Source organism: Pleomorphomonas carboxyditropha, assembly GCF_002770725.1.
Lineage (GTDB): Bacteria > Pseudomonadota > Alphaproteobacteria > Rhizobiales > Pleomorphomonadaceae > Pleomorphomonas > Pleomorphomonas carboxyditropha.
In genome coordinates, this window is record NZ_NQVN01000002.1 from 280,923 (window position 1) to 293,618 (window position 12,696).

General features: G+C 68.2%; 13 protein-coding genes. All 13 read right to left on the reverse strand.

Annotated elements, in window-relative coordinates:
• Positions 1–183: 183 nt before the first annotated feature.
• The 13 genes from CJ014_RS05770 to CJ014_RS05830 all read right to left on the reverse strand — a co-directional run bounded on the left by CJ014_RS05770 (position 184) and on the right by CJ014_RS05830 (position 12,687).
• Positions 184–825 carry a Crp/Fnr family transcriptional regulator gene (locus tag CJ014_RS05770; protein WP_100079578.1) on the reverse strand — a complete coding sequence of 214 codons (642 nt, stop codon included), beginning with the start codon at positions 823–825 and terminating at the stop codon, positions 184–186.
• Between the two features lie 119 nt (positions 826–944).
• Positions 945–1,253: a hypothetical protein gene (locus tag CJ014_RS05775; RefSeq protein ID WP_100079579.1), complete on the reverse strand. Its 309-nt coding sequence runs from the start codon at positions 1,251–1,253 to the stop codon at positions 945–947.
• A complete protein-coding gene (locus tag CJ014_RS05780; protein WP_100079580.1) occupies positions 1,250–1,450 on the reverse strand; it encodes a CooT family nickel-binding protein in 201 nt (66 codons plus the stop codon). Before CJ014_RS05780 ends, CJ014_RS05775 begins: the two co-directional genes overlap by 4 nt.
• On the reverse strand, positions 1,438–2,241 hold the full coding sequence (locus CJ014_RS05785) for an ATP-binding protein (RefSeq protein WP_100079581.1): 804 nt from the start codon (positions 2,239–2,241) through the stop codon (positions 1,438–1,440). Before CJ014_RS05785 ends, CJ014_RS05780 begins: the two co-directional genes overlap by 13 nt.
• Before the next feature lie 50 nt (positions 2,242–2,291).
• Positions 2,292–4,211, reverse strand: coding sequence for an anaerobic carbon-monoxide dehydrogenase catalytic subunit (gene cooS, locus CJ014_RS05790; RefSeq protein WP_100079582.1), 1,920 nt, complete (start codon positions 4,209–4,211; stop codon positions 2,292–2,294).
• 19 nt (positions 4,212–4,230) lie between these two features.
• Positions 4,231–4,803, reverse strand: coding sequence for a 4Fe-4S dicluster domain-containing protein (locus CJ014_RS05795; RefSeq protein WP_100079583.1), 573 nt, complete (start codon positions 4,801–4,803; stop codon positions 4,231–4,233).
• A 346-nt stretch (positions 4,804–5,149) separates the two neighbouring features.
• Entirely contained in the window at positions 5,150–5,383 is a 234-nt protein-coding gene (locus CJ014_RS05800; RefSeq protein ID WP_165790762.1) for a HypC/HybG/HupF family hydrogenase formation chaperone, read from the reverse strand.
• A gap of 10 nt (positions 5,384–5,393) precedes the next feature.
• Positions 5,394–6,479 (reverse strand): hydrogenase large subunit, encoded by a 1,086-nt coding sequence (locus CJ014_RS05805; RefSeq protein WP_100079585.1) that lies wholly within the window; start codon positions 6,477–6,479, stop codon positions 5,394–5,396.
• Positions 6,479–6,994 (reverse strand): NADH-quinone oxidoreductase subunit C, encoded by a 516-nt coding sequence (locus CJ014_RS05810; RefSeq protein ID WP_100079586.1) that lies wholly within the window; start codon positions 6,992–6,994, stop codon positions 6,479–6,481. Before CJ014_RS05810 ends, CJ014_RS05805 begins: the two co-directional genes overlap by 1 nt.
• Complete coding sequence (locus CJ014_RS05815; RefSeq protein WP_100079587.1) at positions 6,991–7,491, reverse strand: 4Fe-4S dicluster domain-containing protein; 501 nt, start codon at positions 7,489–7,491, stop codon at positions 6,991–6,993. Before CJ014_RS05815 ends, CJ014_RS05810 begins: the two co-directional genes overlap by 4 nt.
• Before the next feature lie 10 nt (positions 7,492–7,501).
• Positions 7,502–7,930 (reverse strand): NADH-quinone oxidoreductase subunit B family protein, encoded by a 429-nt coding sequence (locus CJ014_RS05820; protein WP_100079588.1) that lies wholly within the window; start codon positions 7,928–7,930, stop codon positions 7,502–7,504.
• A gap of 10 nt (positions 7,931–7,940) precedes the next feature.
• A complete protein-coding gene (locus CJ014_RS05825) occupies positions 7,941–8,903 on the reverse strand; it encodes a respiratory chain complex I subunit 1 family protein (protein ID WP_100079589.1) in 963 nt (320 codons plus the stop codon).
• Entirely contained in the window at positions 8,896–12,687 is a 3,792-nt protein-coding gene (locus CJ014_RS05830) for a proton-conducting transporter transmembrane domain-containing protein (protein ID WP_100079590.1), read from the reverse strand. The genes CJ014_RS05825 and CJ014_RS05830 overlap by 8 nt, the downstream gene beginning before the upstream one ends.
• Between the last annotated feature and the right edge of the window lie 9 nt (positions 12,688–12,696).

The window sequence follows — 12,696 nt, forward strand, 5'->3', positions numbered from 1 at the left end:
GCCGAGGGCGCCAAGGACGCCTCTCAACTTCTTGATGTTGCCGCTTGCGGAAATTCTAGCCAGCCCGGGCACGGGCGGTGAGGGAGAGAGGAAGGCTGGAGGCTTTGGCTATCTCCCTCTCGGTAAAACCCGCATCAGCTTCAACCAAGGAGACGAGGACCCGAAGCCGTCGGCCGCCTCTTGTCACCGGAACGAACGCAGCCTTTCGATCGCCGGGATGGCATACACTCCGCGCCCCTGGCGGACGAGCAGGCCGTCCTTGATCAGGCTGTTGATCGCCGTAGATGTCGCCTGGCGGGACGATCCAATCGATTTAGCTATATCCTCGACGCTCAGCCGGATCTCCACTTCGACGCCGCTCGGCGACGGGCGGCCGCTGGAGTGGGCGTGGTCGATGAAGTAGTTGGCGATGCGCTGCTTGATGTCGTGGAACATCAGGTCTTCGATGGTTCGCAGGAAGGAGGCCAGCGCCCGCCCGAGGATGGAAATCAGCGCCCAGGCGATCTGCGGGTTCTCGCGCAGCTTCTTGTCGAAGGTCGCGAGGTCGGTGAACTTGAGCTCGGACGGCTCGGCCGCCTCGATGAGGCAGCCCGAATGCAGGCAGAACATGTCGCCCGGCCCGAAGTAGAACAGGCTGAGCTCGCGATCCTCGCTGATCAGGAACATGCGCAGGCGGCCGCTCATCACCACGAGGATGCCGTTCTCGTCGATGTCCCCCGATGAAATGAGGCTGCCCTTCGGATAGGAGCGATGGATGAACCCGCGCAGGAACTCCTCGCCCTGCGGTCCGACAAGAATATTGGCAATACTAAACCTTGGCGGCACCGCTCCCTCCCATCGTCGCATGTCCGGCGCCGACCGGGGGCCGATGCCGGGGATCCTCCGCCAAATCCTGCCGAACCGGCGCTGGGAACGCCGGCGGGCGCGTACCTATCCTAACACGATCAGTCCCGTGCATGTGTCCCGTCGCCATGATGGTGATGATGCGATCCGTGATCGTGGCCGTGATCGTGGTCGTGTCCGGCGCCGGTTTCGACGCCGAGGTGGGCGAGGACGTGCCCGATCGCCTGGCGCGAGGCCTCGATGCTGGCGGAAGCCTCGTCGAGAAGCCGCGTCAGCTCGGCGGATTCCGTTTCCCGGACGCGGTGCTGCGTCAGGTCCTCAAGATGGTCTTCGAGGTGATCGGCGAAATGGGCCAGGTAGATCCCGAGGCGGTCGTCGCCGGTCGAGGCCGGTGTTTTCCGAGCGGTCATGATTGCGCCCTCCTGCCGAGATGCACGGTCGCGCCGGCCAGATCGACGCGCCGGATGCAAAGGTTGCGGAACCGGAGGCTCTCGCCGAACAGCGTCGTCACGGTGATGTCGTCGTTATCGACCTCGACGTTGACGATATCGGTGACCGGACCCTGGTCCGCGGCGTCTTCGTCGAAGGCGAGTTTCACGAGGCACATGGCATTCTCCCGGTGATGTCCGCGACATGCTCGATGATGGTGGCGGCGAGATCGCGGCCCCGCTGCCGGATGTCGCCGGAAATGTCCCAGCAGCAGATCCCGGCCCGGTCGGACGTGCGGATGACCGGGTCGGCCGGCAGCATGGCGAGCAATGGCAGATCGCCGGCCTCTGTCCGCACGAAACGTTCGTCGGTTTCGCTGTCGATCTTGTTGGCCACCAGCGCGATGCGGCGGATGCCGAGCTCGCGCGCCAGCCCCTCGATCTGGCGCGCCGTCTGGAACGAGCGGTGCCCCGGCTCGACGACGACGAGGAGCAGGTCGACGGCTTCCACCGTGCCGCGGCCGAAGTGCTCGACGCCGGCTTCCATGTCGATCAGCACGCACTCGCGCCGCCGCGTCATCACGTGCCGCAGCAGCGTCCGCACCAGCGTATGTTCTGGGCAGACGCAGCCGCCGCCGGCGTGATCGACCGTTCCCATGGTGAGGAGCTTGATGCCGGCGTGCTCGACCGACAGGCCGTCGGGAATGTCGTCCACTCTGGGGTTCAGGATGAAGTGGGTGCCGGCGGTCTCCGATGCGCCGGTGCGCTCGCGCGCCAGCGCCGTCATGCGCGAAATCGGCGTGATGCCGGCCAGGGTCTCGGCGGGAACGCCGATCGCCGCGCCGAGATTGGCGTCGGGATCGGCGTCGATCGCCATTACCTTCCAGCCGCCTTCGGCAAGGGCGCGGGCGAGCATGCCGATGACCGTCGACTTGCCCACCCCGCCTTTTCCCGTGACTGCAATCTTCATGTCGGTTCGTTCCTGGAGCGGCGCCGGCGGGGAGGGCCCGCCGGCCGATATCAGAGGCCGAGGCCCCGGCGTCTTTCCTGGATGGCGGCGAACAGCTTGTCCGCCGCGATCGCCGGATCGGTCTCGACGATGAAGTGGCCGCCGATCAGCTCCTTGGCCGTTTCGGTCACCAGGCGGGTCACCGTCTCGGAGCCGACGACCGGCGGCACGGTGCCGAGATGCGTCGGGAAGCCGATGGTGACGGCCCAGGTGCCGATCGCCACCGCCTTTTCGCTCATGGCCTCGGGCGCCGATACCACGACCGGCAGATCGGAGAGGTCGACGCCGAGCTTGTTGGCGAGCGCCGTCGCCAGGATGACGGCCCGGCTGTTGTCGACGCAGGAGCCCATGTGCAGCACCAGCGGCAGCGGGCCGCCGAGCCCCGCGGCCTCGCCGATGGCGCGCGAGACGGCCTTCAGTCCCTCGCCGGCGTATTTTTCCGTGGCTTCCGGCGTCATCAGCCCGGATTTGGCCAGCGCGCCGGCGGCGCAGCCGGTGGCCAGCACCAGCACGTTGCGGCGGGCGAGTTCCGTGGCGATCCTGAAGTAGGAGGCATCCTGCATCGTCTTGGTGTTGTTGCAGCCGCCGAACAGCACGATGCCCTGGATGTTGCCGTTGACGACATTGTCGATCACCGGCTTCAGCGGATCGGCGGCGTCGACGGCCGTCAGCGCGGCGACGATGGCCTCGGTGGAAAAGCCGGCGATCGTCCGCTGCGCCAGCTTGGGAATGTTCACCCGGTTCTTGTCGCGCCGGCCGTAGGCGGCGATCGCCATGCGCAGGATCGTCTTCGCCGTCTCGACCGCCTTGGTCTCCGAGAAGTCGACGTGGGTGGCGCCCTTGATCTTGTTGCGCGGATCGGTGGTGACGACCACCGTGTGGAAGCACTCGGCGATGCGGGGCAGCGACGGCATGATGCACTGCACGTCGAGGACCATCGCCTCGAGCGCGCCGGTGAGGATCGGCAGTTCCTGGGACAGATAGTTGGTCGCCAGCGGGATGCCGTGGCGCATCATCACCTCGTTGCCGGTGCAGCAGACGCCGACGATGTTGATGCCGGCGGTGGCGCCGGCCGCGATCGCCTCGGCCTCGAGATCGGCGGCAACCTGGCAGATGACGTCCGACAGGATCGGATTGTGGCCGTTGACGGCGACGTTGACCGCGTCGACCTTCAGGACGCCGAGATTCGAGCTGGTGGCGACCGGCTTGGGCGTGCCGAACAGCGCGTCCGACAGCTCGGTGGCCAGGACCATGCCGTCGAGATCGGTCAGGGCGACGCGCAGGCCGCCGAGCACCAGGTTGGTCGGGTCGGAGTCGCAGCCGATATGGGTGCGGCTCATGGTCTGGGCCACCGTCGCGTCGATGTTGTGCGGCAGGATGCCGAGATCGCCGAGCTTCTTCAGCCGCTTCTCCGGCAGCGTCGCCGCCAGCCAGGTGCAGGGCTTCTTCTCGTCCTGGTTCTGGAAATCGCCGAGCGTCAGGTCGGCGACGTCGCGCACCACGTCCATCAGCGCCCGCCCGTCCGTCGCCACGCCGAGCCGGGCGGCGACCGCCAGCATCTTGGCCTCGTCGCGGATGGCGTAGTCGTCGAGGTGGCCGTCGGCGAGATGGCGCAGGGCGAGGGCGATGTGCCGGCCGTGCTCGGAGTGCGAGGCGGCGCCGGCCGCCATCATGCGCACCATGTGGCGGGCGACGATGGTGTCGGCGTCGGCGCCGCAGATGCCGAACCTCGGACCGTTGCCGAACGGATCGATGCGGCACGGTCCCTTCATGCAGATGCGGCAGCACAGCCCCGACGAACCGAAGCCGCACTGCGGCTGCTGGGCGGCGTGGCGATGCCAGGCCGTCTCGATGTTCTGTTCGTCCGCGATGCGGAGCATTTCCGTGGCACAGGCGTCCGAAGAGCAGGTCGTGCAATCGTGAAGGGTCATCTCGGCGTTTCCTGAGATATCAGAAGGGGATGCGCATGTGGCGGTGGGACTGCGCGATCTCGCGGGCGCGGGCCGCCCTCAGGGCGGTGCGGTAGGCGTCGAGATTGACGACCCGGATCGCCTGGGTGGGACAGGCTTCGACGCAGGCCGGCTCGGACTTGCCGTGGGCGGCGCGCCAGTCCACGCAGAGGTCGCATTTCTTGGCGACGCCGCGGTTGGTGAGGGCATCCGCCGCGACGCGGGCCTCCGAACGCACCGTGATGGCGCCGAAGGGGCAGACCATGACGCAAAGCTTGCAGCCGATGCAGTGCTGCTCGACGATGTCGACGCGGCCGTCGGCCTGACGGCAGGCCCCGGTCGGGCAGGCGAAGGTGCAGGGCGCATCCTCGCACTGACGGCACTGCATGGGCATGGCGCCGCCTTCGAAGGCGACGACGTGGTTGCGGGCGTGCAGCGGCTGCCGCGCGGCGATCGCCGACATCATGTCCTGGCCATCCGCATGCGAGACGGCACAGGCCAGCTCGCACGAATGGCAGGTCATACACCGCTCGGCATCGGCATAGATGATTTCGTTTTCCTGTCTGTGCGGCATGTCGCCTGTCCCTCCGAACCCCGCTGGGTACGCTTCCGTCTTTTTGTCTTCGCGGCTCCGCCCGGCCGCCGACGCGGCGGTGGACGGCGTTCCACACGGTTTCGGACCATCAAGTTGCGAATTGATCGCAATTATAGTCCCGTGCCGGCCGGCCGGAAAGAACGAGAGGCGCAATCCTCCAGTATCCGCCCAGCACTTCGGACCGGATAGCCCCACCGGATCTTTCCGGCGGCCAAGAGGACCTTCGATTTCTCGCTCCCTGTCCTCGAAGATACGCCTAAGGCAGTGCGGCGATCTGTCATCCAAGAGACAATCTGGAACTTATTGGCCGCATCGCACCGGCGCTTCAGGGCATCAGCGACAGCTCGGCCAGCAAGGCGATGTCGGCCTCCTCGAGCCGCTGCACGGCAAAGCCGACGTGAATGGCGACGACGACGCCGATCCAGATTTCGAGCGCTTCGCCGGGCGGCGACAGGAAGGCCAGGCTGATCTCCTCGCGCTGGCCGTCGATGCCGACGGAGACGATGCGCCGTTCGGCGTCGACGATGCCGCATATCCGTCCGTGCCGGGCAATGCACATCGCGGCGTCCTCAGCGTTCGGTGCAGGAAATGCAGGGATCGATGGAGTTGACGATGAGGGGAATGTCGGAAATCCGCGCATCCTTCATCATCACGCCCAGCGCATCCCAGTTCATGTAGCTCGGTACGCGCCACTTGAGGCGCTGGGGCATGGTCGATCCGTCGGTCTTCAGATAGTAGACGACCTCGCCGCGCGGCGCCTCGGTCTTGGCCACCGCCTCGCCGGCCGGGATCGCCGGCCAGCCGGGCAGCGAGGACGGCCCCTTCGGCAACTTGGCGAGGCACTGGCGGAGAATGCCGATCGACTGCCGGATTTCGCCGAGCCGCACCATGGCGCGCGACCAGACGTCGCCGTCGGTTTCGGTGACGACGTCGAAGTCGAGATCGGCATAGACCGCGTAGGGGGCGAGGCGGCGGATGTCGTTGTCGAGGCCGGAGCCGCGCGCCACCGGGCCGACCAGACCGTATTCGATGCAATCCTGCCGCCCGATGACACCGACGCCGCGGGTGCGCGACAGGATCGAACGGTCGGTGCGATAGAGCGGCGCGATCTCGCCGACGATCACCGGCTCCAGCCGGTCGAGCTGATCGACGAGCCAGGCGACGCGCGCGTCGTCGAGTTCGTACTTGACCCCGCCGATGGTGTTGGCGGCGATGTCCATGCGGTTGCCGAAGATGGTCTCCTTGACGTCCTGCATGATCTCGCGGGCTTCCATGACGTGCATGAACAGCGACTCGAAGCCGACGATATGGGCGAGGATCGCCACGTTGAACATGTGCGAGGCCACCCTTTTGACCTCGTCGGCGATGACGCGGAGGTATTGCGCCCGGACCGGCACCTCGATGCCGGCGATGGCCTCGACCGTCATGCAATAGGTCTGCGGATGGCTGTTGGAGCACAGCGAGCAGACGCGCTCGGTGAGCACGATGTTCTGCCAGAAATTGCGCCGCTCGGTCAGGTGCTCGATGCCCCGGTGGACGTGGCCGGCGGTGATCTCGACGGCGGCGACGCGCTCGCCGTCGACGTCGAGGCGGAAATACATCGGCTCCTCGAGCGCCACGTGCAGCGGTCCGACCGGAATCTGGAACGTGTCCATCACTGGGCCTCCTTGGCTGCTTCCAGTTGTTCCCACAGGTCCTTGGTGCTGGCGGCGTTGGCGATCCGCGACAGCGGAATGAGCTCGCTGCGCCGCCGGCCGGCGCTCTCCTCGTCGAGGAACAGCGTCCGCATGCTCATCCGTCCGGTCATGCCGATGCCGTAGAGCTCCACGAATTCGCGCTCGTGCCAGTCGGCATTGCGGAAGATCGGAACGATGGTCTCCACCGTCTCGCCCGGGCCGACGCGCACGGTCAGCGTGACGGTCGATCCCGCGACGTCGAAATGGTAGGCGATGAAGTGTCCGGGGTCGGCGACGTCCGGCATGGCGGTGATCATCGAGAGGCGGGCGCCGACCGCCTTCAGGGACCGGCAGCCCGCCGCCAGCGTCGATCGGTCGGCAAGCCGCACCCAGATCGTGACAAGGCCGTTCGGCTCGGGATGCGCCTCGACGGTTCCCGGCAGGGTGTTGGTGGTGGCGAGGAGTATTTCGGCATTGCTGGTCGGGGTCGTCATAGCGAGGCTCCCTTGATGCTGGCGGCGCGGCGGCAGTCCGGACAGAGCCGCGCCAGGTGCTCGGTTTGGCGGGCGACGCCGCGATAGGCGTGCCGGACGATGGCGTCCGTCCCGTAGCCGATGTCGGCGCCGCAGCGCGTGCAGCGGGCGCGCGGCACCACGGCATGGTCGGCCAGCGCGTATTTCTCGCTCTGCAGATGCGCCATGTGCCAGTCGTTGGTGAGGCGGATCGCCTTGGTCGGGCAATAGTGGGCGCAGTGGCCGCAATTGGCGCAGCTGTTGTGCCAGACCGCGAAATGCAGCCCGTCGTCCCGCTCGTCGAAACGGATGGCGCCGGCCGGGCAGACGTATTCGCACATCCGGCAGCCGGTGCAGGCGCCGGCGTCGAAGGCGACGCGGCCGCGATAGGCGGCGGGCGTCTCGGGCTCGCCGAACGGGTAGGCGACGGTCGACGGGCCGGCGACGATGTTCTTCACGAGCACTTTCAGAAAGGACATGGACCGTCTCCTATTGCCTGTCGGACCAGACTTCGATCGCCTTGGCGATGCCTTCGATGATCGCCTGCGGCCGCGGCGGACAGCCTTGGACGTTGACGTCGATGGGCAGCCAGCGGTCGAGCGGACCCTCGATGGGCAGGCCGTCGCGGAAGACGCCGCCGGAGATCGGGCAGATGCCGACCGCCACCGTCACCTTCGGGTCGGGGATCTCTTCCCAGAGGCGCAGCACCTTGTCCTTCACCCGCGCCGTCAGCGGCCCGGTGATCAGCACGATGTCGGCGTGCTTGGGGCTGCCGCAATACTGGCAGCCGAGCCGCTCGACGTCGTAGCGGGGGATGCAGGCGGTGGTGGCGAGCTCGACGTCGCAGCCGTTGCAGGAGCCGGCGTTGATCCGGTAGAGCCACGGCGAGCGGCGGAAGACCTTCTGCATGAAGCCCATGGCGGCCTCCTCAGAGATTGGCGACGGCGAGAACCAGCCCGGCGATGCCGAGCAGTTCGGGCCATTTCAGGTAGAAGAGAACCGCCTGGTCGATGCGCATCCGGCCGAGGGCGGCCTTGGCCAGCGACACGCCACAGACCGTTACGACGGCGCATTGCAGCGCCCAGACGAGGAGGCCGGCCCCGCCGGACGGACCGATCGGGCAGAACAGCGCGATGCCGAGCCCGATCACCACCACCGACTTCAGCGCCGAGGCGAGCTTGAGCAGCCCGAGGGCCGGGCCGGAATATTCGAGAAGCGGTCCTTCCAGCACCTCGGATTCGGCCTCGGGAATGTCGAAGGGCGAAAAGCCGAGGTTGGCCGGGATGAAGGAGAGGTAGGCGAGGAGGGCCGGCCACAGCATCGGGTCGAGGATAAAGGCGCCCTGCTGGCGCTGGACGGCGACGATATCGGCGAGCGACAGCGCGATCGGCTGGCCGAGATGGTGGCCGGCGACCATGGCCACCGCGACGACCGCCAGCAGGAGCGGCCCCTCGTAGGCGAGCATGATCGCCATCTCGCGGGAAAAGCCGATGGCGCCGAACGGCGAGCCCGAGGCGGAGCCGGCGAGCATCAGCACCACCGCCGGCACCGTCACCAGATAGAGCAGCACCAGCATGTCGCCGAGATCGGCGCTCGGCCGGTAGAAGCCGGCGATCGGGATCATCGCGGCGGCGACCGCCATCGCCGCCACGGCGACGACCGGCGCCCAGAGGAAGACGAAGGTGTTGGAGCCTTCCGGCACCATGGTCCGCTTGCCCATCAATTTGAGGATGTCGATGAACGGCTGGATGAGCGGCGGGCCGACGCGCCGCTGCATGCGGGCGACGGCGCGGCGGTCGAGGCCGCGCAGGATGAGGCCGAAGGCCAGGGCGAACAGGCCGCCGGGAAAGACCAGCACGGCGAACAGCAGGGTGAGGATGTTGTCAGGCATGGGAGTGCTCGTCCGTTTCGGGAGCGGAGAGAAGCGCGGTTCGGATCAGCCGCTCGGGCGTCTCGTAGAGACCGGAGGCGGGAACCCGCATTCGGGCGGGGGCGATGTCGCCGACACCGCAGGCGTGCACCCGCGTCGCGACTTTCCGGCTGCCGGAGAGAAGCGGATAGAGCGCGGCGACGGCGCCGCTCATGCCGAGCAGGATGGTCAGCACCAGCGGGTTCCAGCCGCCGGCGCCCGGCAGGCCGCCGGCCCAGGTCGCCACGATCGCCGGCAGGCCCAGCGCCGCCTCGATCCGGGCAATCGGCACCAGAGCGAGGCCGGGCAGGGCGCCGACGACCAGCGAGACGGCGACCAGAAGCGCCATCGGCACCAGCATGACGGCGGGCGCCTCATGCATCCGTTCGGCCTTGGGCGAGGCCGGCCCCATGAAGGCGGCGTGGGCGAATTTCAGCACTGCGGCGAGCGTGAACAGGCTCGACATCAGCGCCGCCAGCGCGAAGGCCCAGTGGCCGCTCTCGAACGCCGCCCGGTAGATCAGCCACTTCGAGGCGAAGCCGGCAAGCGGCGGAATACCGGCGAGCGACAGCCCGGCGATCAGGAAGCAGGCGAAGGTCATGGGCATGCGCCGTCCCAGCCCGCCGAGCTCGTCGAGGCTGGTCACGTGGCCCTGGGCCATGATGCAGCCGGCCGCCAGGAACAGCGTGTTCTTGAGAAGCATGTGGTTGAAGAAGTGGAAGAGGCCGCCGGCGACGCCGATGTCGGTGGCGATCGCCAGACCCAGCAGGACGTAGGCGAGCTGGCTGACCGTCGACCAGATCAACAGGCGCTTGATGCCGGTCTGGACCAGCGCCTGGGCACCGGCGACGAGCATGGTGATGGCGGCCACCGTGCCGACCATGGTCAGCGGCGCCGGCATCCACCACGGCAGGAAGGCGGCGAGCCGCGCCATGGCGGCGGCGCCGCCCAGCAGCACGGCGAAGTGCAGGATGCCCCAGGGGCCGACCTTGAGCAGCACGGCGGAAATGTAGCCCGAGACCGGCGTCGGCGCCGGGGCGGGGTGCATCTGCCAGTCGATGCGGAGGGGCAGTTGCGCCGCCTTGGCGAGCAGGCCGATGAAGATCAGCCCCATGGCGGCGGCGAGCCAGGCCGGATCCATGGCGGCGGTGGCTTCCGGCAGCTCGGCGAAGTCGAGGGTGCCGGCGCCGACGGCGAGGATCGCCACGCCGAGGAACAGCAAGCTGGCGCCGGCGAAGTTGAAGACGAAATACTTGGTTCCCTCGCGGAGCGCGTCCTCGCTCTCCTCGTGGATGATGACGAGATAGAGCGTCCAACTGCTCATGATCTCCCAGAAGGCGAAGAAGCCGAACAGATCGCGGGCGGCGACCGCGCCGAGGAGGCCACCGATCATGGCGACGAACAGCGCGAAGAAGCGGTTCTGGGCATGGCCGTGCGCCATGTAGCCGATCGAGAACACGAGGTTCACGACCCCGACGCCTGAGATGAGCAGGGCGAAGGCGAAGGAGGCCGGGTCGTAGCGATCGGCCTCCAGGATGACGCCGGCGAGCGCCGCCGCGACGACCAGCGCCGCCAGCACGCCGGCCCGGCGGGGCGCGCCGCGCCCGGCAAGGTAGACAATCACCGAGCCGCCGAGCGCGATGGCCGCAGCGAGCGACCAGTCGAGCCGCAGCGCCGGCAGGGCGGCCGATCCCGCCTGATCGGTGAGCGCGCCGGCGATCAGGGCGACCTGGTCGAGGAGCGGCGCCGGCCACAGACCGACGCCGACGACGAAGGCGGCCAGCACGCCGAGCGCCAGCCGCATCGACAGCGGTGCCTCGGCGACGGCCTCGCGCCGACGGACGCCGAAGAAGACGACGCGCAGCACGCGGGCATAGTAGATGGCGCCGATCACGCTGCCGGCGAGGATCACCGCGGCCACGTCGATGCGGCCGGCGCCGACCGCCGCCCAGATCATCAGGAACTTGGCCACGAAGCCGCCGAAGGGCGGCACGCCCATGATGGCGAGAAGGCCGATGCCGAAGCAGGCGCTGGTGAACGGCATCGCCCGCCCCAGTCCCGCGAGGTCGGACAGCCGCCGTCCCCCGGCCCGCATGATCAGCGCGCCAGCGGCGAAGAACAGCAGGGTCTTCATCGCGGCGTGGACGACGACATGCATCAGCCCCCCGGCCAGCGCCGCCTCGGTGCCGATGCCGATCATCATGGCGATCTCGCCGATCTGGGCGAGCGTCGAATAGGCGAGGAGGCGCTTGAGATCGTCCTGGCGCAGCGCCGCGATCTCTCCGAGCAGGAAGGTGGCGCCGCCGAGCCCGATCAGCGCGATGCCCGGCAGCGACAGCCCGCCGGCCGACCCCATCCGCGACAGCGTCGCGGCGCCGAACACGACGAACAGCAGCTTCAGGATGCCGAAGATACCGGCCTTGGTCAGGATGCCCGACATCGGGCCGGAGATCGACGACGGCGCCGCCGGATGGGCGTCCGGTAGCCAGCCGTGCAGCGGGAACAGGCCCGCCTTGGCGATAAAGCCGACGAGGAAGGTCGCCACGACCACCACGGCCACGCTCGCCGGCAGGTCGCCGGCGCGGGCGGCGATCTCGGACACCTCGAAGGTGCCGAGATGGGCATGCAGCAGCAGGATGCCGAAGTGCATGACGTAGGCGCCGCCGGCGCAGGTCAGGAAATACTTGCGGCCGGCGGCCAGCGCGGCCGGGGTCTGCTCGTGGACCACCAGCAGGTAGGAGGTCCAGGTCATCAGCTCCCAGAACAGGTAGAAGCTGCCGAGGTGCTCGACGGTCGCCACGCCGATCAGCGAGCCGAGCATCAGGAAGAGGAAGAACCAGTAGCGGTTCTGGGCGTGGGAATGCGCCATGTAGCGGACCGAGTAGATCGTCACCATCAGGCCGATGGCGGCGAACAGCACGGCGAACAGGCTGCCGAGATCGCCGCTTCTCGCGCCGGCGATGACCAGCCCGAGCGTGGCGAGCGCCAGCGCGACGGCGCCGGCGTCGCGCAGCCGCGCCGAGAAGCGCCCGAAGGCGAAGAGCACGAAGCCGCCGACGTAGGGCACCAGCACTTCCGGCGCCCAGGCGGTCTCGAATTGCGGAACGCCGCCCTCGCCAAGGCCGGCGAGGCGGCCGGCAAGCGCCAGCACCGGCTCCGGATCGAGCGACAGGGCGATGGTGGCAAGCGCCAGCGCCACCAGCGGCCACTGGCCGGGCCGTATGGCGAAGAAGGGGATCGGCCGGTCGGCGAGAATGCCGTGGCTCATCCGCTCGAAGCAGACGCGCTGGATCGTGGTGATCGAATAGACCGCCGCGACGATGCTGGCGATGGTGCCGACGACGGCCAGCTCCCAGTGTCCGGTCTCGATGGCCGCGTAGAGCACGACGAACTTGGAGAACGATCCCTTGAAGGGCGACAGCCCCATCACGGAGAACAGGCCGAAGCCGAACATCAGCGAGGCGAACGGCGCGCGATCGACGCTGCCGACCAGGTCGGACAAGCGGCTCGATCGGTTGGCGCGCACGATCTCCATGGCGGCCAGCACCACCAGCGCCCGCATCACCACCTGCAGGGCAAGGTGCATCCACGCGCCGGTCTCGCCGATCGCCGTCCCGAGGCCGACGCCGAGAACGACCCAGCCGGCCTCGGCGAGCGTCGACCAGAACAGCATGCGCTTGAGATCGCCCATTCCGGCCAGGGCGAGGAACTCGCAGACCAGCAGCAGCGCCGCTCCGAAACCGGCGAGAAGGGGAATGTCCGACATGACCTGTCC